At 71.4% G+C, this 21993-nt stretch carries 18 protein-coding genes; 12 read left to right on the top strand and 6 right to left on the bottom strand.

Annotated elements, in window-relative coordinates:
- The first annotated feature begins 26 nt into the window (after positions 1-26).
- The 6 genes from ABD743_RS13060 (at position 27) to ABD743_RS13035 (ending at position 8389) form a co-directional block, all read left to right on the top strand.
- The gene (locus tag ABD743_RS13060; RefSeq protein ID WP_344722131.1) at positions 27-1250 is read left to right on the top strand and encodes a M23 family metallopeptidase; all 1224 of its coding nucleotides are present in this window, start codon (positions 27-29) and stop codon (positions 1248-1250) included.
- Between the two features lie 143 nt (positions 1251-1393).
- Positions 1394-4966, top strand: coding sequence for a transcription-repair coupling factor (gene mfd / locus ABD743_RS13055; RefSeq protein ID WP_344722188.1), 3573 nt, complete (start codon positions 1394-1396; stop codon positions 4964-4966).
- 143 nt (positions 4967-5109) lie between these two features.
- Positions 5110-5574 (top strand): RDD family protein, encoded by a 465-nt coding sequence (locus tag ABD743_RS13050; protein WP_344722129.1) that lies wholly within the window; start codon positions 5110-5112, stop codon positions 5572-5574.
- 82 nt (positions 5575-5656) lie between these two features.
- Positions 5657-6592, top strand: a complete 936-nt coding sequence (locus ABD743_RS13045) for a hypothetical protein (protein ID WP_344722127.1) — start codon at positions 5657-5659, stop codon at positions 6590-6592.
- Positions 6593-6595: 3 nt separating this feature from the next.
- A complete protein-coding gene (locus ABD743_RS13040; RefSeq protein WP_344722126.1) occupies positions 6596-7549 on the top strand; it encodes a nucleoside triphosphate pyrophosphohydrolase in 954 nt (317 codons plus the stop codon).
- A 60-nt stretch (positions 7550-7609) separates the two neighbouring features.
- On the top strand, positions 7610-8389 hold the full coding sequence (locus ABD743_RS13035; RefSeq protein WP_344722124.1) for a lytic murein transglycosylase: 780 nt from the start codon (positions 7610-7612) through the stop codon (positions 8387-8389).
- An 87-nt stretch (positions 8390-8476) separates the two neighbouring features.
- Here ABD743_RS13035 and ABD743_RS13030 read toward each other — a convergent pair whose 3' ends face one another.
- From ABD743_RS13030 to efeU (ABD743_RS13015), 4 genes are all read right to left on the bottom strand, one after another.
- Positions 8477-9970: an alkaline phosphatase family protein gene (locus ABD743_RS13030; RefSeq protein WP_344722122.1), complete on the bottom strand. Its 1494-nt coding sequence runs from the start codon at positions 9968-9970 to the stop codon at positions 8477-8479.
- Between the two features lie 148 nt (positions 9971-10118).
- Complete coding sequence (gene efeB, locus ABD743_RS13025) at positions 10119-11381, bottom strand: iron uptake transporter deferrochelatase/peroxidase subunit (RefSeq protein WP_344722120.1); 1263 nt, start codon at positions 11379-11381, stop codon at positions 10119-10121.
- Positions 11378-12526 carry an iron uptake system protein EfeO gene (efeO, locus tag ABD743_RS13020; protein WP_344722186.1) on the bottom strand — a complete coding sequence of 383 codons (1149 nt, stop codon included), beginning with the start codon at positions 12524-12526 and terminating at the stop codon, positions 11378-11380. Before efeO (ABD743_RS13020) ends, efeB (ABD743_RS13025) begins: the two co-directional genes overlap by 4 nt.
- Positions 12527-12569: 43 nt before the next feature.
- Entirely contained in the window at positions 12570-13403 is an 834-nt protein-coding gene (efeU, locus tag ABD743_RS13015; protein WP_344722184.1) for an iron uptake transporter permease EfeU, read from the bottom strand.
- 466 nt (positions 13404-13869) lie between these two features.
- On the opposite strand from efeU (ABD743_RS13015), the gene efeU (ABD743_RS13010) reads away from it, so the two are divergent.
- The 3 genes from efeU (ABD743_RS13010) (at position 13870) to efeB (ABD743_RS13000) (ending at position 17171) form a co-directional block, all read left to right on the top strand.
- Positions 13870-14721, top strand: coding sequence for an iron uptake transporter permease EfeU (gene efeU, locus ABD743_RS13010; RefSeq protein ID WP_344722118.1), 852 nt, complete (start codon positions 13870-13872; stop codon positions 14719-14721).
- A 67-nt stretch (positions 14722-14788) separates the two neighbouring features.
- Positions 14789-15928: an iron uptake system protein EfeO gene (gene efeO, locus ABD743_RS13005; protein ID WP_344722116.1), complete on the top strand. Its 1140-nt coding sequence runs from the start codon at positions 14789-14791 to the stop codon at positions 15926-15928.
- Between the two features lie 7 nt (positions 15929-15935).
- A complete protein-coding gene (gene efeB, locus ABD743_RS13000; RefSeq protein WP_344722114.1) occupies positions 15936-17171 on the top strand; it encodes an iron uptake transporter deferrochelatase/peroxidase subunit in 1236 nt (411 codons plus the stop codon).
- Between the two features lie 11 nt (positions 17172-17182).
- Here the strand turns inward: efeB (ABD743_RS13000) and ABD743_RS12995 are convergent, their stop codons facing one another.
- Positions 17183-17581 carry a tetratricopeptide repeat protein gene (locus ABD743_RS12995; RefSeq protein ID WP_344722112.1) on the bottom strand — a complete coding sequence of 133 codons (399 nt, stop codon included), beginning with the start codon at positions 17579-17581 and terminating at the stop codon, positions 17183-17185.
- 204 nt (positions 17582-17785) lie between these two features.
- Here ABD743_RS12995 and eno point away from each other — a divergent pair, with 204 nt between their 5' ends.
- From eno to ABD743_RS12980, 3 genes are all read left to right on the top strand, one after another.
- Positions 17786-19081, top strand: coding sequence for a phosphopyruvate hydratase (gene eno / locus ABD743_RS12990; RefSeq protein WP_344722111.1), 1296 nt, complete (start codon positions 17786-17788; stop codon positions 19079-19081).
- Between the two features lie 178 nt (positions 19082-19259).
- Entirely contained in the window at positions 19260-19664 is a 405-nt protein-coding gene (locus ABD743_RS12985; protein WP_344722110.1) for a septum formation initiator family protein, read from the top strand.
- Positions 19661-20185 (top strand): DUF501 domain-containing protein, encoded by a 525-nt coding sequence (locus ABD743_RS12980; protein WP_344722108.1) that lies wholly within the window; start codon positions 19661-19663, stop codon positions 20183-20185. Before ABD743_RS12985 ends, ABD743_RS12980 begins: the two co-directional genes overlap by 4 nt.
- 75 nt (positions 20186-20260) lie before the next feature.
- On the opposite strand, the gene ABD743_RS12975 is transcribed toward ABD743_RS12980, so the two are convergent.
- Entirely contained in the window at positions 20261-21886 is a 1626-nt protein-coding gene (locus ABD743_RS12975) for an acyl-CoA dehydrogenase family protein (RefSeq protein ID WP_344722182.1), read from the bottom strand.
- Positions 21887-21993 lie beyond the last annotated feature (107 nt).

Raw genomic sequence — 21993 nt, 5'->3', positions numbered from 1 at the left:
TGTGCTGGTGAGAGGGGGGTGCACCCGTGACGGCACGGCGATCGGCGGCGCTGCTTGCGCTGGGTCTCGTGCTGCTCGCGGCGTGCACAGCGCCCCCGCGCGTCCCGATGCAGCGCGGCCACAGCCCCATCACGGGCGAGCTGCGTGGCTCCGAGGTGCCCCCCACCCCGGCGCCGCTGATCGTCTCGACGAACGAGCCGGCGATCCCGTTCGCCGCCTCGAACGGGAAGGTCATCGCCACCTACGAGCTGAGCCTGCGCAACATGACGCCGCTGATGCTCACGCCCATTCGGGTCGAGGTGCGCAGTCCGTCGGGTGCGGTGCTCCAGACGCTCGACGCGGCCCAGATCCCGTCCGCTCTCGCCCTGCCCAGCGCGCGGTCGGGCGTCACCGGGCTCGGTGACGGACAGGTCGGAATGCTCTTCATGACGCTGGAGTTCGCCACGCGTGCCGAGATACCCGACCGGCTCGAGAACCGGGTGACGGTGACGGCGCCCGGGTTCCCACCGGTGGGTGTGACGTCGACGTCGGTGGCGGTGCCGGTGAGCGACGCGACGGTGCCGGTGCTGGGGCCGCCCCTCGTCCCCGGGTCCGGCTACATCGCGGCCGACAGCTGCTGCGATTCGGTGCGCAATCGCCGGGCCGGGGTGTCGGTCGACAACGGGCTCTGGTTCGCCCACCGCTTCGCGGTGGACTGGGAGCAGCTCGACGCGCGCGGCCGGACCGTCGCCGGGGACGACCCGGATGACCCCGCTGACTACACGATCTACGGGAAGCAGGCGATCGCCGCCACGGACGGCACCGTCGTCAAGGTCATCGACGGCCTGCCCGACCAGGAGCCGGGCGAGCTACCGGCGGGCATCAGACTCGACCAGGCCGACGGCAACAGCGTGATCGTGGCGATCGAGGACGGCCTCTACATGCTCTACGGGCACCTGCAGGCGGGCTCGCTGCACGTCGCGGAGGGGCAGCAGATCGCGCGAGGCGACCCGATCGGCCTGGTGGGCAACAGCGGCAACAGTTCGGCACCGCGCCTGCACTTCCACGTGACGGACGGGGCGTCGCCGGTCGAGTCCGAGGGCGTGCCCTACGTCATCGACTCCTTCACCGTCACCGGGCAGGTCACGTCGACCCAGGCTCTCGACGGGCTGCAGAACACCACCCAGCCCCTTCCGGTGCAGCCCACGCCCAGCGACGGCGCACACCGCGACCAGTACCCGCTGGACCGGCTGGTCGTCACCTTCCCCTAGGAGTGCGGATCCCGACCCCGGACCGGCGTGCCCGATCCCCGGCGTAGCCTGGGAACCGAGGCCCCACCGGGCGCCAGTCCCGGGTAGGGGTCTGTCTGTGCTGCCCAGCTCCTGCCATGCGAGGGGTATCTCGAACCGTGGCCATGCTCTCCGGTCTGCTCCATTCCACCCTGTCCGACCCCGATCTGCGCGCCGTCCTCGACGCCGCACGAGGCGTGCGACCCGTGGTGGGCGAGATGCCCGCTCTGCGGATCGAAGGACCGTCCGCGCTTCGCCCGATCCTCGCCGCCACCTTCGGCTCACCAGTGGACGACGGCGGTGCCGGGCGCACGGTTCTGGCCGTCACCGCCACCGACCGGGAGGCCGAGGACCTCGGCGCCGCGGCCGCCGACCTGCTCGGGCCCGACGACGTGGCCGTCCTCCCGTCCTGGGAGACGCTGCCGCACGAGCGCCTTTCCCCGCGCCCCGACACCGTCGGACGGCGGCTGTCACTCTTCCGCAGGCTGGCCCGCTCCGAGACCGCGCCGCGCGTGCTGGTCACAGCCGCCCGCAGCCTCATCCAGCCGATCGCACCAGGTCTGGGCCGGCTCGACCCCGTCCAGCTGCGGGTGGGGGACACCGCCGAGTTCGACGCGTTGCTCGTCCGGCTCGTGGAGCTGGCCTACACCCGCGTCGAGATGGTCACCGCCCGGGGCGAGTTCGCGGTGCGCGGCGGCATCATCGACATCTTCCCGCCCACGGCCGAGCACCCCGTCCGCGTCGAGTTCTGGGGCGACGAGGTGAGCGAGCTGCGCTACTTCGCCGTCGCTGACCAGCGCTCGGTCGGCCCCGTCGAGGAGCTGGTGGCGCCGGGCTGCCGGGAGCTGCTGCTCACCGAGCCGGTGCGCGAGCGGGCCGCGGAGCTCGCCCGCATCCACGAGAACAACCCGCCGCTGCGCGAGCTGCTGGAGCACCTGGCCGAAGGCATCCCGTCGGAGGGCATGGAGTCGCTCGTACCGGCGCTGGTCGGTGGCGAGCTGGAGCTGCTCACCGACCTGCTGCCCGCGGGATCGCCGGTGCTGCTCGCCGACCCCGAGCGGATCCGTACCCGCAGTGCCGACCTCGTCCGCACGGGGCAGGAGTTCCTCGAGGCGAGCTGGTTCGCGGCCGGCACGGGCGGGGCCGCGCCGATCGACGTCGGGGCGTCGGCCTACCGCGACCTGGACGACGTGCTCGACCACGCCGCTGCCACCGGACGGCCGGTGCTCACGCTGAGCCCGCTGCTGAGCGGGCGCGAGGACGCCCTCGCCCCGGCCGTCCACGAGGTGGAGTCCTACCGCGGCGACACGGACCGGGCGCTGGTCGATCTGCGTGCCCACGTCACCGCGGGCGGCACCGCTGTGCTCGTGGTCGGTGGCCAGGGCACCGCGCAGCGCTCGCTCGAGCAGCTGCGCGAGGCGGACGTGCCGGCCACGCTCGTGGACCGGCTGACGGAGCCGCCCGAGAAGGGCCTGGTCACGGTCACCTGCGGGCGGCTGACGGAGGGCTTCACGGCCACCGCCAGCGCGCTCGTCGTGCTGACCGAGGCCGACCTCACGGGTAACCGGGCGGCGGGCACCGAGCCGCGCAAGCTCGCGTCCAAGCGACGCAACGCCGTCGACCTGGTGACGCTGCAGCCCGGCGACTACGTCGTGCACTCCCAGCACGGCATCGGCAAGTTCGTCGAGATGCGCGAGCGCACGGTCAGCGGCGCCACCCGCGAGTACCTGGTGCTGGAGTACGCGTCGTCCAAGCGGGGCCAGCCCGCCGACCGGCTCTTCGTCCCCACCGACGCGCTCGACGAGATCAGCCGCTACGTCGGCGGCGAGGTGCCCACGCTCAACAAGCTCGGCGGTGGCGACTGGGCCAAGACGAAGGGCCGCGCCCGCAAGGCCGTCCGGCAGATCGCCGCACAGCTGGTGCAGCTCTACGCCGCGCGCCAGTCCTCGCCCGGCCACGCGTTCGCCAAGGACACCCCGTGGCAGCGCGAGCTGGAGGACGCCTTCCCGTTCACCGAGACACCCGACCAGCTCGCCGCGATCGAGGAGGTCAAGCGGGACATGGAGCGTCCGGTCCCGATGGACCGCGTGATCTCCGGTGACGTGGGCTTCGGCAAGACCGAGATCGCTGTGCGCGCGGCGTTCAAGGCCGTGCAGGACGGTAAGCAGGTGGTGGTGCTCGTGCCCACCACCCTGCTGGCCACCCAGCACCTGCAGACGTTCTCCGACCGGATGCGCGCCTTCCCCGTCACCGTCAAGGGACTCTCGCGCTTCACCGACGCCGCCGAGGCCAGGGAGACCGTGGAGGGCCTCGCCGAGGGCACCGTCGACGTCGTGGTGGGCACCCACCGGCTGCTGCAGACGGGCATCCGGTGGAAGGACCTCGGCCTCGTGATCGTCGACGAGGAGCAGCGCTTCGGCGTGGAGCACAAGGAGCACATCACCGCGCTGCGCACGCACGTCGACGTCCTCACGCTGAGCGCGACACCGATTCCCCGGACGCTGGAGATGAGCCTCGCGGGCATCCGCGAGATGTCCACGATCGCCACTCCGCCCGAGGACCGCCACCCCACGCTCACCTACGTCGGCGCCTACGACGAGAAGCAGGTCGCCGCCTCGATCCGGCGCGAGCTGCTGCGCGACGGCCAGGTGTTCTACGTGCACAACCGCGTGTCCACGATCGACCGCGCGACGCGGAGGATCCGTGAGCTCGTGCCCGAGGCGCGGGTGGCGATCGCGCACGGCCAGATGAACGAGGACCTGCTGGAACGCACGGTCAACGGGTTCTGGCACAACGAGTTCGACGTACTGGTCTGCACGACGATCGTGGAGAACGGCCTGGACATCTCCAACGCCAACACGCTGATCGTCGAGCGGTCCGACACGTTGGGTCTCTCGCAGCTGCACCAGCTGCGTGGCCGGGTGGGCCGCGGGCGCGAGCGTGGGTACGCGTACTTCCTCTTCCCGCCCGAGCACCCGCTCACCGAGACCGCCCACGACCGGCTCGCGACGATCGCCCAGCACTCGGAGCTCGGTGCGGGCGCCGCCGTGGCGATGAAGGACCTCGAGATCCGCGGCGCGGGCAACATCCTGGGCGCGGAGCAGAGCGGCCACATCGCGGGTGTCGGGTTCGATCTCTACATCCGGCTCGTCGGCGAGGCCGTGGCCGCCTTCCGGCAGGCAGCAGGCGCGGGCGACGGCGAGGAGGAGGAGCAGCTCGCGGAGGTGCGGGTCGACCTCCCGATCGACGCGCACGTCCCCCACGACTACGTCACGGGGGAACGGCTGCGGCTGGAGGTCTACCGCAAGATCGCCGAGGCGGGCGACGCCGCGGCGCTGGAGGCGATCGTCGACGAGCTCACCGACCGCTACGGAGAGCCGCCCGTGCCGGTGCGCAACCTGCTTGCCGTCGCCGCGTTCCGCCAGAGCTGCCGCACGCTCGGCGTGGCCGAGGTGGCGGTGGGGGGCAACGGCATCCGGATCGGCCCGGTCGACCTGCCCGACTCGGCCCAGCTGCGGCTCAAGCGGCTGCACCCGAAGGCCACGTACCGGGCTGCCACGCGGGCCGTGGTCGTGCCGCGGCCGATGGAGAGCGGCCGGATCGGCGGTACCCCGCTGCGCGATGCCGAGCTGCTGGACTGGTGCACCACCCTGTTGCGCGATGTGCTGGCCCCGACCAAGGTGCCTGCGCCCGTCTGAGCCGGGCCTCGTACCCGACCGGGTGTTGCACGGTCGGGTACGAGTCGGGCCGGATTCGTAACACTGTCCGGGTCCAGGGAGAGGTTCCAGCAGAAGCTCACCCGGGATCGGCCTGGGGCGGGCCTGACCCCCGGAGCGTTGCGTTGTCCGTTCCCCACCTGGCGACCCAGCCGTCACAGCGGGCGCCGTACGTGCCCGTGCCTGCCACCTACGGGCAGCGGGTCGGTGGTTTCCTCATCGACGTCGGCATTCCGATGGGCCTGCTCTTCACCGTGATGATCGCCGCGCTGATCCCCCGCGACCGCACCCTGGCGCTGGTCGTCTACGCGGTCTCGGCGGTGGTGGCGGTCGTCTTCGTGCTGTGGAACAGCGGGTACTGCCAGGGCCGCACAGGCCAGAGCCTCGGCAAGCGCGCGCTCGGGGTGCGGCTCGTCGCCGCGGCGACCGGGAAGCCCGTCGGGTTCCGGCGTGCCGTCGGGCGTCAGATCGCCCACCTGTTCGACGCGATCCCGTTCCTGCTCGGGTACGTGTGGCCGCTGTGGGACGAGCAGAAGCAGACCTTCGCCGACAAGATGTGCCGCACGCTCGTGGTGCAGGCCGACCTCTGACCGTGACGTCCCGGTCGGCGACGTCCCCGCGTAACGCACGGGCGCCGGTGGACGGGTGAGACGGCCGTGAAAGAGTGTGGCCGTGCGCATGCAGGTAGGGCGCGTTGCAGCGGCCGTAGCGGTCCTGGGCGCGGTGATCAGTGGGTGCGGCGGTCCTGATCAGGCGGGGTCGGCGGTGATCATCGGCGCCGACGCCGTGCCACTCACACGCGTCCAGTCGCAACTCGACGTGGCGTTGAGCAAGACCGACCAGATCGCCCGGATCACGGCTCAGGGCGGCACCACCGCCGACCTGTCCCGCAGCATCGTCACCCGCGAGGTGATGCACGACCTGCTCCAGCGGCGGGCCGCCGCGGACGGGATCGTCGTCACCGACGCCCAGATCGACGCCGAGCTCGCCGGCAGCGGTGGCGTCGACGCGATCGTCGACGGCTCGCTCTACGACCACTCGACATTGCGCCAGCGGGTGCGCGACGACCTCATCGCCGCGGAGCTCGCGAAGCGTTCGGTGGCCGGGCTCGCGGTCACGGTCGACCTGGTGGCTGCCACGTCCCGCGCCGACGCCGAGGCGAAGGCGCAGACGTTGCAGCACGGAGGCCCCGCGGCCGACGCGCTGTTCACCGATCCCCGAGTCGCCGAGCGGGGCACCACCGTGCAGGCGGCCACGAACCCGAACGAGGCGGGCAGCGTGCTGTTCGGCGTTCCCGTGGGCGGGGTGGTCGCCTTCCAGCCCAGCCCGCAGGAAAGCACCTGGATCGTGTTCAAGGTCACCGACCGGAGCACCAACGCCGCGTCCGACCCTGCCGCGGTCAACAACATGAGCCAGGCACAGCTCACCACCATCGGTGAGCGGCTGCTCCAGCCGGACGCCGAGAAGCTGGGGGTCCGGGTGAACCCGCGGTACGGCGTCTGGGACCCGATCCAGCTCCGTGTCGTCGCCGACGGGCAGCAGACGGGCATGGTCCTGCCACCGGTGGCCGCGCCTGCCCCCGCTCCCGGCACCGCCACAGCGGGCTGACCGGTGGCGTCGCGCTCCGTCGTCGTCCTCTCCGTCCGCGCGCCGCACGCCGTCCCTGCAGCCGCGTTGCCCGCACTGCGGGACGCAGCGCGCATCGTCGCTGATCGGACGGTCCCGGACGAGGTGGTCGCCGCCGCAGGCGCGTCCCGCGGCGAGGACGTCCCGGACGGTGGGGTCCTGCTCACCACCGACCAGGAGCACCCCTCGATCCCGTCGGCCGACACGGTGGTCAGGGCGCCGGAGCCGCCGGGTGCCGCACTGCTCGACGCCGTCGCCGTGATGGACCGGCTGCGCTCGCCCGGCGGCTGCCCGTGGGACGCCGAGCAGACCCACGCCTCCCTGCTGCAGTACCTCGTCGAGGAGTGCTACGAGCTCTACGAGGCGATCGAGGACGGCGACCGCGACGCGATGCGCGAGGAGCTCGGCGACGTCCTCCTGCAGGTGCTGTTCCATGCCCGCATCGCCGCCGAGCCCGACCCCACCGAGACGGGCGCGCCGTTCGACATCGACGACGTGGCGACCGACCTCGTGGCGAAGCTCGTCGGGCGGCATCCGCACGTGTTCGCCGGCACCGAGCAGATCGACTCGGCCCAGCGCCAGGAGCACCGCTGGGAGGAGCTCAAGCGCGCGGAGAAGCAGCGGGAGTCCAGTGTGGACGGTGTGCCGCTCGGGCAGCCTGCCGTCGCGCTCGCGGCGAAGCTGACCAGCCGCACCGCCCGCGCCGGGCTGCCTCCCGAGCTGCTGCCTGCCGGAAGGGGCGTGGGGGAGCAGCTGTTCGCGGCCGCCGCCTCGGCGAAGCTCGCCGGCATCGATCCCGAGGCCGAGCTGCGCGCCGCGGCCCGGCGGTTCGTCGATCACGTCCGCACCGCCGAGCGCAACGCGGCGGCCGTCGGCGAAGATCCGCACGCCCTCGACGCGGAGGCGTGGCGGCGCCACTGGCCGCGCCAGGGAAGCTGATCGCGGATTCTCCGAGAATCGTCATGATCCGCGAGCGCTCCGGCTGACTAACCTGATCTAGTGGCCGTGCGGAACGCTCCCCGTGCTCCTCGTCGGCGCAGCGCCGCGATCATCATCGCGTTCGTGCTGGTGGGGGTCGGGCTCGTCGCGGTGGTACTGACCGGGATCGCGGCGATCGACGACGGCGGGCAGGCCGCCCGGCGTGGCGACGGGCTCCGGCCGGCGAACGTCGGCCAGGGCACGCCGGTGCCGCAGCCCCCGGCTCTCGCGGCCGGTCTCGACCTCGTGGCCTGGTCCGCGCACACGGCCGCGCGTAGCGGTGTGCCCGCCCGCGCGCTGCGCGCTTACGCGGCGGCCGAGATGGCGCAGCGGGCCAAGACGCCGGCCTGCCGGCTCTCCTGGACCACACTCGCGGCGATCGGTCGTGTGGAGTCCGACCATGGCCAGCTCGGCCGCGCCGACCTCGAGCCCGACGGCATGTCCAGGCCCGCGATCGTCGGGGTGCCCCTCGACGGGTCCGACGGTGTGCGAGAGATCCGCGACACCGACAGCGGCCGTTTCGACGGCGACACCACCTACGACCGCGCGGTCGGCCCGATGCAGTTCCTGCCCACCACCTGGGACCGCTACGGCGCCGACGGCAACGGCGACGGCGTGCGCGACCCCTTCCAGATCGACGACGCCGCCGCCGGCGCAGCCGCGTACCTCTGCGCCGGCGGGCGCGACACGGCGAGCGGCGAGGGCTGGTGGGCCGGGGTGATGACCTACAACCGGTCGGTCTCCTACGCGCGGCTGGTGTGGGCCGCGGCCGACCGGTACGCGGGTGCGGTCGCGCCGTGACAGCGCCGCCAGCCCGTACGAACGGCACCGTCGCCCGATAGGCCCGCACCGATGCGCCGTCCGTCCACCCGGTGAGTCCGCCGCGGTCTATGGCACCTGCCGACGGTCCCCTCGTTCCTGGTCGGGCATGCGCTGCTTGCCGATCGGCGGGGAGGGCATGGAGAGTCGCTTCGCCTCGTATCGGGCCAGGTTGTACCGACCGGTGGTGCTGGGGAGCGTCGGTGGCTTCTCCGTGCTGTCGAACCGGAAGACGGATGTCAGGTCGCCGACTGTCTTGCGCCGCCACACGCTGATGTTCGTCTCGACCACTCCGGTGAGCCGTTCGAGCAGCAGCAGCTGCGAGGTGTGGTCGAACGTCTCCGAGCTGACCCAGCCGCCCACGGTCCACGGGGAGACGACCACCGCGGGTACCCGGAAGCCGAGCCCGACCGGAAGGTCGCCACCGTCCACGCCCGTCACCGATGTCTTGGTCACGTACTCGTCCGGTGTGCCGTGGGGCGGGGTGGGCGGCACGACGTGATCGAACATCCCGTCGTTCTCGTCGTAGGACAGGATGAACACGGTCTTCGCCCACACCTCGGGATTGGCCGCGATCGCATCGATCTTGGCGGCCACGAAGGTGGCGCCTGCCGCGGGCAGGTGTGCCGGGTGCTCGTCGAAGTCCGACGGCGGCAGGATCCAGCTCACGGTGGGCAGCTTGTCGTTCATCGCGTCGTACTCGAACTGGCCGACCGGGGTGGAGGCCATCGCGTGTTCGTAGAGGTCGGAGCCCTTCTTCGCCTCGTAGTACTGCTTGATGTGCTGGATCGACGGCAGACCGGTCGTCGAGCCGGGATCGTGGTAGATCCGCCAGGACACCCCGGCCTTGGTGAGCCGCTCGGGGTAGGTCGTGAACGAGTAGGCGCCGTTGGGTGCGGAGGTCGTGAGCGACGGTCCCCCGGCCTTGCCGTTCGGGTCGATCGTGCCCGCCATCCACATGTGCCGGTTCGGTCCTGTGGGTCCCAGCACGGAGCAGTGGTACCCGTCGAGGACGGTGAATGCCTCGGCCAGGGCGTACTGGAACGGAATGTCCTCACGGGTGAAGTAGCCCATGGTGAACGCGCCCGTGGTGTCACCATCGGAGGCCCGGTGCGCCGGCAACCAGTTGTCGTTCTTGCCGCCGTTCAGCGCCTGGTGCTGGACGGTCCACTCGTGGCTCATCGACGGGATCGCCTGCGCGGCCGTGGTGCGCGTGTCGAGCCGGTAGGGCATCAGGTAACCGTCGGGGTTGCCCGGGTCGGGCTGTTCGAAGACCGAGCGACCACCCGCGATCTTCATCGCGTTCGGGTCGCTGAAGCCGCGGACTCCCGCGAGCATCCCGAAGTAGTGGTCGAAGCTGCGGTTCTCCTGCATGAGCATCACGACGTGCCGGATGTCGTTGAGCCGTCGGTTCGTGGGCGGCGGCGCCGCGAGCGCCCGCTGGACGTTCGGGGGCAGAACGAGTCCGGCGGCCGCGAGCCCACCGGCCGCGGCTGCCGAGCCGAGCAGCCGACGGCGGGTCATCCGGGTGGGCGCGCCGGATGAGTCCGGGATTTCACTCATTGCCGCAATTTCGGGACGGTACGTGTCGGTTCAGAACCATGCACCGGACCTTCGTCGCGATGATCGACGTCGGCGCTCATACGGCGATGACGCGAGCTGAACTCCAGTTGAAGCGGATGCCGGCCGCTCGAACGTCTGGTGCGGGGGATCAGGGCTCCAGCAGGCTGCGCCCCCAGTAGTCACCCTCGCCCAGCCCGGCCGGGCACGCGAACACGGCCGAGCTCGTGTGCTCGATGTACTCCATCATCACGTCCGACTTGGCGAGCGCCCGCTGCATCGGCACGAACTGGGCGTGTGGGTCGCGCATGAACGCGAGAAAGAACAGGCCGGCGTTGAGGTGTCCCTGCCCGTCGCTGCCGTCGACGAAGTTGTAGCCCCGCCGCAGAATCCTCGCGCCCCCCAGCGACTCCGCGGACGCGAGCCGGATGTGTGCGTCCGTCGGGATGCGCGGCCGGCCGTCGGGCCCTGTGGCGTTGAAGTCGATCGGGTCGAACTCCGCGGCCGCTCCGAGTGGCGCGCCCTCGCCCTTCGTCCGGCCGATGATCACCTCCTGCTCGGCGAGTGATGTGCGGTCCCAGATCTCGATGTGCATGCGGATCCGGCGCGACACCAGGTAGGTGCCGCCCTCGAGCCAGGCCGGCCCGTCGCCGGGTTGTACCCACAGTTGCTGGTCGAGGGCGGCGGAGTCCTCGGCCTTGAGGTTGCGGGTGCCGTCCTTGAAGCCGAAGAGGTTGCGCGGGGTGGCCTGCCCCGTGGACGTGGACGACGTGCGCCCGAACCCCAGCTGCGACCAGCGCACCGAGGTGGTGCCGAAGCCCATCCGGACGAGGTTGCGCACCGCGTGCACCGCCACCTGCGGGTCGTCGGAACACGCCTGGATGCACAGGTCGCCGCCGGAGAGGGCGGGGTCGATCTGGTCGCCGGTGAAGCTCGGCAGCTCGGCGAGGCCAGGGGGGCGCTGCGCGGCCAGCCCGAAGCGGTCGACGCCGTCCTTCTCGAACAACGTCGCGCCCACCCCGAACGTCAAAGTCAGGGACGAGGCGGGCAGCCCGAGCGCCTCGCCTGTGTCGGACGGCGGGGCCTGCGGGTTCAGGTTGACCGCGCCGCCCGGTGCGGCCTCGGCGCCCGCCGTCATGCGCTCGGCGGCGGTGGTCCACTTCTGGAGCAACGCCCGCAGCCGGTCGCGGTTGTCGGCGGTGACGTCGAGCGCGACGAAGTGCAGCCGGTCCTGTGCGGGCGTGATGATCCCGGCCTGGTGATCACCGTGGAACGGCACCACACCGGGGTTCGCGGGGGCGTCGGTCCCGGCCCCGGCCGAGCCGACCGCGAAGCCGGTGGCCGCGCCGACCCCGGCCAGCGCGGCCCCGGCGCCCGTCCAGCCGAGCAGCCGGCGTCGAGAGATCGGGCTCACGACGTGACGACCCCTGCGACCTGGCTCACGGGCTCACCCAGCGCGTCGACGGCCTCGGACATCTTGCGCGTGTCGTCCGGCGTGAGCTGCGTGTAGAGCACGAACCCGTCGCCCGCCCGGTATCCCTCGAGCAGGGTGTCGACGGCGGCGAAGCGTTCGTCGAGCGTCGGGCCGAGGGTCGGGTCCTTGTCGTCGAGCACCGGGCGCAGTGCGGCGACGGCCCCTTGCGAACCCTCGACGTTGGCCTTGAAGTCCCACAGGTCGGTGTGCGAGTAGCGGTCCTCCTCGCCGGTGATCTTGCCGGTGGCGACCTCGTCGAGCAGTTCCTTCGCACCGTTGGCGAGCTGCACCGGCGTGAGCTCGACGGTGGTCACGCGGCTCTGCAGGTCCTTGATGTCGGCCATCAGCTGGTCGGCGATCGCCGGTGAGTCGGGCTGCAGGCCGTCGACCCAGAGGTCCTTCTCCAGGCGGTGGTAGCCGGTGAACGCGACGCCGGGGTCGCGTTCGTCGTCCTCGCGGCCGTCGATCTTCGGGTCGATGTCGCCGAAGGACTCCGCCACGGGCTCGATGCGCTCCCAGTAGGTGCGCGACACCGGGAACAGCGCCTTCGCGCCCTCGACGTCCTGCCGCTTGACGGCGTCGGCGAACTCCTGCGTCTTCGGTACCAGCGCGTCGATCTGCGAGGTGACATAGCGCTTGTAGCCGGCGGTGGCCTCGGCGAGCTTCGTGTTCTCGTCCACGGAACGTGCGGCGGTGCCGGTGACGGTGAAGGGCGCCCGGATGCCGTCGCCGACCATGCCCGGCTTGCACGCCGTGGTGTACGTGCCGCCGTCGGGCACCTCGACGATGAGCTGCCTGGTGAGGCCCGGACCGATGTTCTCGACCTCGCCCATGATCCGGTCGCCCGTGCCGTACAGGTAGAACTCGGTGACCTTGCTCCCCGTGTTGTTCACGGCGAACGTGATCGTGCCCGCGGGTGCCTCGGCGCCGCCGACCTCGCAGGCGTCGTCCGCGGCCCGGACGGCGATGGGGCCGCCGGCCGCTGCGCCGCCGGTGGTGGGGGCCGGTGCCGTGCTGGTGCAGCCGGCGAGGGCGGCCACCGCGAGGGCGGCCACGGGGAGCCCGGCGCGAGCTCTGCGGGACATCATGCTCCTAGACGATCGAGTGGGGGACGATCAGAAAGAACGGTCACGACGTGGTGGGGGCTGACGCGACAGGCCGGGGGCTGCGCTGAGGCAGTACGAACAAGGTGAGGACGACGGCCACGTAGGCGACCCAGACGATCGCCTCGAGCACCGTGGTCTGCGGGGAGAAGTTGAAGATCCCCTTGAGCAAGGTGCCGTACCAGGAGTCCGGCGGAACGGCCGCGCTGACGTCGAACGCGAGTGTGTTGAGCCCGGGGAGGATGGCGGCCTCCTGGAGGTCGTGCACGCCGTACGCGAGGATCCCCGCCGCCACGAAGACCAGCAGCACGCCGGTGACGGTGAAGAACTTGCCCATGTTCAGCGTGACGGCGCCGCGGTAGATCAGGTACGCGAGCAGGATCGACACGGCGATGCCGAGCAGGAACCCGATGAGCGGCTCGGTGGTCTCGCCGGCGGCCTGGGCCGCGGCGAAGAAGAACACCGCCGTCTCGAGTCCTTCCCGTCCGACCGCGAGCGCGGCCATGACGACGACGGCGGTGGATCCCATCTGGATGGCGCTCTCCAGACGCCCGCGGAGCTCGGTGGAGATGGACCGGGCCGCCCGCCGCATCCAGAAGATCATCCAGGTGACGAAGCCGACGGCGATGATCGAGAGGCCACCGCCGAACGCCTCCTGCGCCTCGAATGTGAGAGCTTGCTGTGTGAGGGTCAATGCGAGTGTGACGCCGACGCTGATGGCAACCGCGATAGCGACGCCGAGCCACACCTTCGGAAGTACGGATCGGCGTCCGGTACGCACCAGGAACGCAATGAGAATGCTCACCACCAGGGCGGCTTCGAGGCCTTCCCGGAGGCCGATCAGAGCGTTTCCGAGCAATGGGACCCTCTTCTCCACGCGGCATTATTAGGCCAGCTTGGCCTCAAGCGGACCGAGGGTAGCCTTAGTACAGCTGGGAGGAAAGGGTCGCGCCAGTGTGATCCGTGACGACCGGTCTGACCGGCCCGACTTGTCCTTTTCGTGGCGATTCGAGGAGCCCTCGATGTCCGATCGTTACGTACGACCGAGATCGACAGGCCGGGCTGGGCCCTTCGGGCAGGTCCGCGGCGGGCCGCTCCGCCGGTCACCGCGTCGACGGCCGCGCTTCCCGATGGCCACTACGGATGATCGATCCGGTTGATCCGTTCCGGGCGTTTGAATACTATTTGTGGGAATTGCTCGGAACGCCGCGCTGTTTGACACGGAAGCTCAGGCCAACCTAACTTGAACGCCGGATAGGCAAGCCTGGCAATCGTTCCCTGCCCGCCCTTTTGGAAAGTGGGTTGATGCTGTGCTGGCGACCTTTGTGATTGGCCTCCGGGAAGGTCTCGAGGCGGCACTGATCGTCGGGATCATCGCCGGTTTCCTGGCCAACCAGGGTCGTCGGGACGCACTGCGTCAGGTGTGGGTGGGCGTCGGGATCGCCGTGCTCATCTGCGTGGCCGTCGGGGTCGCGCTCGAGCTCCTCACCGCTGACCTGCCGCAGGCGGCGCAGGAGGGCCTCGAGACGCTCATCGGACTCTTCGCCGTCGCCATGGTCACCTACATGATCCTCTGGATGCGGCGCCACGCCCGTCACATGCGCGTGGAGCTCGAGTCGTCGGCCACCGCCGCGCTGGCCCGCGGCTCGGCGGGTGCGCTGGTCGGGATGGCCTTCCTCGCGGTGCTCCGGGAGGGCTTCGAGACCGTGGTGTTTCTGCTGGCGGCGTTCCAGGCCAGCACCTCCCCGCTGGAGGCGGGCGGTGGCGCGCTGCTCGGCGTGATCCTCGCGGTCGTTCTCGGCTACGGCATCTACCGCGGTGGCGTCCGGCTGAACATGGCCCGCTTCTTCCGGATCACGGGTGCGGTGCTCGTCATCGTCGCCGCAGGCTTGCTCATGACCGCTGCCCACACCGCTCACGAGGCGGGCTGGATCAACTTCGGTCAGCAGCAGGCAGCCGACCTGTCGTGGCTCGTGCAGCCCGGCACGCCGATCTCCTCGCTGCTCACCGGTGTGCTCGGCATCCAGCCGTTCCCCACGATCGTCGAAGCCGTGATCTGGCTGGTCTACGCGGTGCCGATGCTCGTCCACGTGCTCTGGCCGCAGCGCGGACCGGCCTCGCGGCGCCGGGCCTCGGAGCCGGCGCCCACTCCGCAGCCGGAGCCGACCCGCGGTTGAACCCCCTGCGGGTGGTCGCGTCGATCCACCCGTCCCTCTCTTTTCGTCGCCGAAGGATGGCATGTTCATGAGACCGTTTCGCCCGCGCGCGCTGGGCACCGTCGCGGCCGCGCTCTCGGTCGGCCTGCTCGCCGCCGCCTGCGGAGGCGGTGGCGACTCGGCCGGCGCGCCGGGCGGAGAGCAGACCGAGGTGAAGGTCGCGCTGTCCGACCAGGGCTGTGCGCCCGCGCCCGCCTCGGTGGCGGCCGGCCCGGTGACGTTCACGGTCACGAACGCAGGCACCGCGAAGGTGACGGAGGCCGAGCTGCAGAGCAACGGCAGGATCCTCGGGGAGAAGGAGAACATCACCGAGGGCCTCAACGGGAACTTCGCCCTCCGCCTGGACCCGGGCACCTACACGATGTACTGCCCCGGCGCCGCTCAGGACACCTCGACGTTCACCGTGACGGGCGGGGGCGCCGCACCCACGCCGCCTGCCGACACCTCGCTCACGAAGGCGACGCAGCAGTACCACGACTACGTCGTCTCCGAGGTCGACGCGCTGGTGCCGGCCACGAAGGCGTTCGACGACGCCGTACGGGCGGGCGACATCCCCAAGGCGGAGTCGCTGTTCGCGCCGGCCCGTACGCACTACGAGAGCATCGAGCCGGTGGCCGAGAGCTTCGGCGACCTCGACCCCGACATCGACGCGCGGGTCAACGACGTCGCCAACCCCGCCCAGTGGACCGGGTTCCACCGCATCGAGAAGGCGCTGTGGGAGGACAAGTCGCTCGCCGGGATGACGCCGATCGCCGACAAGCTCGACACCGACGTCGCCACCCTGCAGAAGAACGTCGCCACCGCCACCTACCAGCCTGCTCAGCTCGCCAACGGTGCCAGTGAGCTGCTCGACGAGGTGTCGACGTCGAAGGTGACCGGCGAGGAAGACCGCTACTCGCACACCGACCTCTGGGACTTCGCCGCCAACATCGCCGGTGCGCGCAAGGCCTTCGAGCTGCTCCAGCCCGCGCTCGCGGCGAAGGACCCTCAGCTCGCGCAGCAGCTCGAGGCGCGCTTCACCGACGTCACGTCCGGCCTCGCGAAATACCAGCAGGGCAACGGCTACGTCGACTACAGCACGGTCCCGCAGGACCAGCGGCGTCAGCTCGCGGATGCGGTCAACGCGTTGGCCGAGCCGCTGTCCCAGGTGGCGGGGAAGGTGGTCTGAGGGGCATATGGCTGATCTCTCGCGGCGTCGGTTCCTCGGCAGCCTCGCCGGTGCGGGCGTGGCCGGTGCCGGTCTCGCGATCGCGGGCACCTCGATCTCGGCGGCGGCATCCGCGTCCGCTGCCGCCGACACCATGGAATTCCGCGGCGCCAACCAGGCCGGGATCAGCACGGACGTGCAGAACCAGCTCGCCTTCGCGGCGTTCGACGTCACCAGCACCGAGCGTGCCGACCTGGTCTCGATGTTGCAGAGCTGGACCACCGCGGCCGAGGCGATGACCCGGGGCGCGCCCGTGCCGGGTGACTCGGCCACGCCCGACATTCCCCCCGCCGACACGGGCGAGGCCGAGGGGCTGGCGCCGTCCCGCCTGACGATGACGATCGGGTTCGGGCCATCGCTGTTCGACAACCGATTCGGGCTGGGCGCCCGGCGGCCCGCGGCGCTGCAGCCGTTGCCTGCGCTGCCGGGTGAGCTCCTCGACACCACCCGCAGCAACGGGGACATCGCGGTGCAGGCCTGCGCCGACGACCCGCAGGTGGCATTCCACGCGATCCGCAACCTGGCCAGGATCGGCCGCGGCACCGTCGTCAACCGTTGGACCCAGCTCGGCTTCGGCCGCACCTCCGTGACGGGCTCGGGCCAGTCCACCCCGCGCAACCTCATGGGGTTCAAGGACGGCACCCGCAACATCCGGGGCGACGACACGACCGCACTCGACCAGCACGTCTGGATCGGCGACGGGGCCGACCAGGCGTGGATGCGCGGCGGGACCTATCTCGTGGCCAGGCGGATCCGCATGTTCGTCGAGAACTGGGACCGCGACTTCCTGTCCGACCAGCAGGCGGTCTTCGGACGGACGAAGTCGGTCGGCGCCCCGCTCACGGGCACCAAGGAGTTCGACACCCCGGACTTCGCCGCGAAGGGCCCCGACGGCACGCCCGTGATCGCGGACGATGCCCATATCCGGCTGGCCGCCTTCGAGAACAACAACGGCCTGCGGATCCTGCGCCGTGGGTACTCCTTCAACGACGGGATCGACCCGAGCACCGGTGGGCTCGAAGCCGGGCTGTTCTTCATCAGCTTCCAGTCCGATCCGGCCACGTTCGTCACCCTTCAGCGCAAGCTGGGTGCGAACGACGCGCTCAACGAGTACATCCAGCACGTCGCGTCGGGCCTGTTCGCGTGCCCGCCCGGCGTGACCCGGAACGGGGACTACTGGGGCAGCGGGCTGTTCGAAGCGTGAACCGACTCGTGTCAGGCCGGTTCCGCGCCCTCCACGGCGATGCGGGCCAGCACCTCTCCCAGCGCCTCCTGGTACTCCGGGCGCGGGTCCATCGCGGCCGCCATCTTCAGCTGCGCCTGCGCCTCGGCGAGACGTCCCTGCCGTTGCAACGCCTTGCCGAGCGCGAAGCGCGCGTAGTGATCGGACGGATCGAGGTCGATAACGCGGCCGAAGGCCTCCTCGGCGCGGTGCAGCTGGGCCGAGTTGAGGTAGGCGCGACCGGCCAGCAGATGCACCGACGCGTCGTTGGGTTGGCTCTCGAGCACGGGGCCGAGCGCCTGCAGCGCGTCCAGCGGACGGCTCCGGGCGATCAACATCTCTGCCCGGCGGAAAGATTCGAACAGGCCGTCGGACGCGGGCTGGCTCGTCATGGTCGTCCCTACGTTAGGTGTACGGGACGCGATCTGCGAGGGGTTGACATGGGACGCAAGGGCGAACTACGGAGGACCCTGAGCCCAGTGGCGAGTTCCTGCGCCGATCGGGAACTCTCCACGACTACGCTGAGCCACCGGACACCGCGCCCAGCCCCGGCTGAGCGCACACAGGCGTCGTAACGAGCCCGGACGGGAGCACTGGTGGCGGTCATCGAGCAGGTCGGCGCACGCGAGATCCTCGACTCGCGGGGCAACCCGACGGTGGAGGTCGAGGTTGCGCTCGACGACGGGACCCTGGCCCGCGCGGCCGTCCCGTCGGGGGCGTCGACGGGTGAGCACGAAGCGGTCGAGCTGCGCGACGGCGATCCGCTGCGGTTCGGCGGCAAGGGCGTCGAGAAGGCCGTGGCTGCGGTGCTCGACGAGATCGGCCCCGAGCTCACCGGCATGGAGGCGGTCGACCAGCGGCTCGTCGACCAGCGGCTCGTCGATCTGGACGGCACGCCCGACAAGTCGCGCCTCGGCGCCAACGCGCTGCTCGGTGTCTCGCTCGCCGTGGCCAAGGCGGCCGCCGAGTCGGCAGGGCTCGAGCTGTTCCGCTATGTCGGCGGCCCCAACGCCCACGTGCTTCCCGTGCCGATGATGAACATCATCAACGGTGGCGCGCACGCCGACAGCTCCGTCGATGTGCAGGAGTTCATGATCGCGCCGGTCGGGGCCGACTCGTTCCGCGAGGCCTTGCGCTGGGGCGCCGAGGTCTACCAGGCGCTCAAGTCGGTGCTGAAGAGCAAGGGCCTGGCCACCGGCCTCGGAGACGAGGGCGGCTTCGCGCCCGACCTGCCCGGCACCCGCGCAGCGCTCGACCTGATCGCCGAGGCGGTGGAGAAGACCGGGTACAAGCTCGGCCGGGACATCGCGCTCGCACTCGACGTCGCGGCCACCGAGTTCTACTCGGACGGTGTCTACGCCTACGAGGGCAAGAAGCTCTCCTCGCAGGAGCTCATCGCCATCTACTCCGAGCTGGTCTCCGGTTACCCCCTCGTGTCGATCGAGGACCCACTGGCCGAGGACGACTGGGACGGCTGGGTCGCGCTCACCGAGGCGCTCGGCGACCGTGTGCAGCTCGTCGGCGACGACCTGTTCGTCACCAACCCCGAGCGGCTCGACGAGGGCATCAGCCGGGGTGCCGCCAACGCGCTGCTGGTGAAGGTCAACCAGATCGGCACGCTGTCGGAGACCCTCGACGCCGTCACGCTCGCGCACTCGTCGGGCTACCGCTGCATGATGAGCCACCGCTCCGGCGAGACCGAGGACACCACGATCGCCGATCTGGCCGTCGCCACCGGTTGCGGGCAGATCAAGGCGGGCGCGCCGGCACGGTCGGAGCGCGTGGCGAAGTACAACCAGCTCCTGCGCATCGAGGAAGCTCTCGGCGACGCCGCCCGGTACGCGGGCGACCTCGCCTTCCCGCGCTTCACGGTGGCGGAGGCAGGAGCCTGACGTGCACGCGAGCCGCCCCGTTCCCGTGCGCGAGTCGCCCGTGAAGCGGGCCTGAGGCGGCGCGATGGTCGAGGAACGCACCCGGGTTCGGGGCGAACGGACTCCCCGCACACCGCCGCGCCGCGGCGCCGGCACGGGAGCGACGCGGCGGCGGAACAGGGAGCCCAAGCTGAACCGGGTGGCACGAACCCGCGGTGTGGTGGCGGCGACCACGGGGATGCTCGGGCTGTCCACCACACGCCGAGCGGCGGTGCTGGCTCTCGTGGTCTGCGCGCTCGCACTCACTGTTGCGGTCCCGCTGCGCAACTTCGTCGCCCAGCGTCAGGAGCTCGCCGCCGTGACCAAGCAGCAGCAGGCGCTCGCCGCCGAGGTGGACGAGCTGTCGAAGGAGCGCGCCCGGCTGTCGGACCCTGCTGAGGTCGCCGCTCAGGCCAGGACGCGGCTCGGCTACGTCCTGCCCGGGGAGGTTCCCTACGTCGTGCAGCTGCCGTCCGGCCCGGACCTGACCGGCGCAGGCGAGGCCGGGGCCGGCATGCCGTGGTACCGCCAGCTGTGGCGCGAGGTCGCGGAGGGTTCGCGATGAGCCCGTCGACGCCGCACGGGCCCGCCTCCGCGGCCGGCATCAGCGAGGAGGACCTCGCGGCCGTGGCCGCCCAGCTGGGACGGGTCCCGCGTGCCGTCCGCGCGGTGGCCTACCGCTGCCCGTGCGGGCATCCGGCGGTGGTGCAGACCGCTCCCCGGCTGGAGGACGGCACTCCGTTCCCGACGCTGTACTACCTGACCTGCTCTCGGCTGAACTCCTGGGTCAGCCGCCTGGAGGCCGAGGGCCGGATGCGCGAGATGACCGAGCGGCTGGCCGAGGACCCGGAACTCGCTGCGGCCTACCAGCGGGCACACGAGTCCTACCTCGCTGAACGCGACGCGATCGAGCCGTTGGGCACCGACGTCAGCGCAGGGGGTATGCCGAGCCGGGTCAAGTGCCTGCACGTGTGCGTCGCGCACGCGCTGGCCGCCGGCCCCGGCGTGAACCCGTTCGGCGATGAAGCGCTCGCCGAGCTGGGGGAGTGGTGGCAGGTGAGCGCGTGCGCGCGCCCACCGGCATGACGGTGTCCGTCCGAACGAGCGGCACGTCGGACCGATAGCTCCGCACGAACGCGCCGCTCGTCCGGCTGGGTCGGCTCAACCAGGTGTGACCCGCTCCAGCAACGCGGCCGCGGGCGTGCCCTCGGGGAGGGTGCCCGCGGTGCGCCACGGGCCGTCGGCGTCGAAGCGCGCGCCCAGGAATGCCGACGAGACCTCCTCCGGCGCGTGCCGCACGAGCAGCGATCCCTGCAGGCACAGGGCGAGCAGCTCGGCGAGCCGCCGGGCCCGCCGTGCCTCACGCCCGTGCAGCTCGGCGCGCAGCGCGCGGATGGCGCGGTCGAACCGGCTGTCCACGCCCCCGGCGGCGTCGACCTCCGCCAGCACCGCATCCACCGAGTCGGGATTGCGGCTCACGGCGCGCAGGACGTCGAGCGCCGTGACGTTGCCCGAGCCCTCCCAGATCGAGTTGAGCGGGGCCTCGCGATAGAGCCGCGGGAGCGCCGACTCCTCGACGTACCCGTTGCCGCCGAGGCACTCGAGCGCCTCGGCCACCACCGCGGGCGCCCGCTTGCACACCAGATACTTCGACGCCGGGAGCGCGAGCCGCAGCAGCGAGCGCTCGCCGCGGTCCACGGCACCCGCGAGCCGCAGCGCCAGCGCGGTGGCGGCCTCGGACTCCAGCGCCAGGTCCGCGACCACGGCCTGCATCAGGGGCGTGTCGGCCAGCCGCGAACCGAAGGCGCTGCGGTGCGCCACATGGTGCGCCGCCTCGCTCAGCGCGGCCCGGACGAGCGCTGCGGAGCCCAGCACGCAGTCCAGCCGCGTCATCGACACCATCTCGATGATCGTGGCGACGCCCCGGCCCTCGTCGCCCAGCCGCCAGCCCGTGGCACCGATGTACTCGATCTCGGCCGAGGCGTTTGACCGGTTGCCCAACTTGTCCTTGAGCCGCTGCAGCTGGATGGCGTTACGGCTGCCGTCGGGCAGGACGCGGGGGAGCACGAAGCAGGTGAGCCCGCCGGGGGCCTGCGCGAGGGTGAGGAACAGGTCGTTCATCGGGGCCGAGGTGAACCACTTGTGCCCGACCAGCTGATACGTCCCGTCCGCCGCTTGGGTGGCGACCGTGGTGCCGGCGCGCACGTCGGAGCCGCCCTGTTTCTCGGTCATCGACATGCCGGCCAGCAGCCCGGCCTTCGTCGCAGGCTCGGCGAGCCCGAACTCGTAGGACGTGGACACGAGGCCCGGTTCGTAGGCCGCTGCCAGCACGGGGTCGTGACGCAGCGCGGGGACGGCGGCGTAGGTCATCGAGATCGGGCAGCCGTGCCCCGCTTCGAGCTGGCTCATCAGATAGAAGCCCGCGGCTCGCCGCACGTGCGCCCCGGTGCCGGGCTCGTCCACCCACGGTGCGGCGTGCAGCCCCCACTCGACCGCGGTGCCCACCAGCCAGTGCCACGACGGATGGAACTCGACCTCGTCGATGCGATGGCCGTACCGGTCGTGGGTGCGCAGAACGGGTTCGTGCACGTTGGCGAGCCGCGCGTGTTCCTGCGCCTCGGGTGACGTGATCAGCGCACCCAGGCGGCCGAGATCCGGCAACGCCTCCTGCGCTCCCTCCCGACCGACCGCATCCGTCAACGCCGGGTCGCAGGCCAACGGGTCGTGCCCCGAGAGCGGTGGCGGCTGGTTCTCGACGCGGTGCGTGCCGTGGTCCGTGACCGTCAGGGGGCCCGCGGGGACGGACAAGGCGGTGGAGCTGCGCTGGTCGACCACGCTGCGAGGGTAGTCGCGCACACCGCGTCGTGTGCCGTCCGCGATCCGGCTTCCGTGCC

The sequence above is a fragment of the Pseudonocardia yunnanensis genome, from assembly GCF_039534065.1.
Classification (GTDB): domain Bacteria; phylum Actinomycetota; class Actinomycetes; order Mycobacteriales; family Pseudonocardiaceae; genus Pseudonocardia; species Pseudonocardia yunnanensis.
Note: the sequence above shows the minus strand (reverse complement) of the source record. Positions and strands in the feature narration are given on the sequence as shown.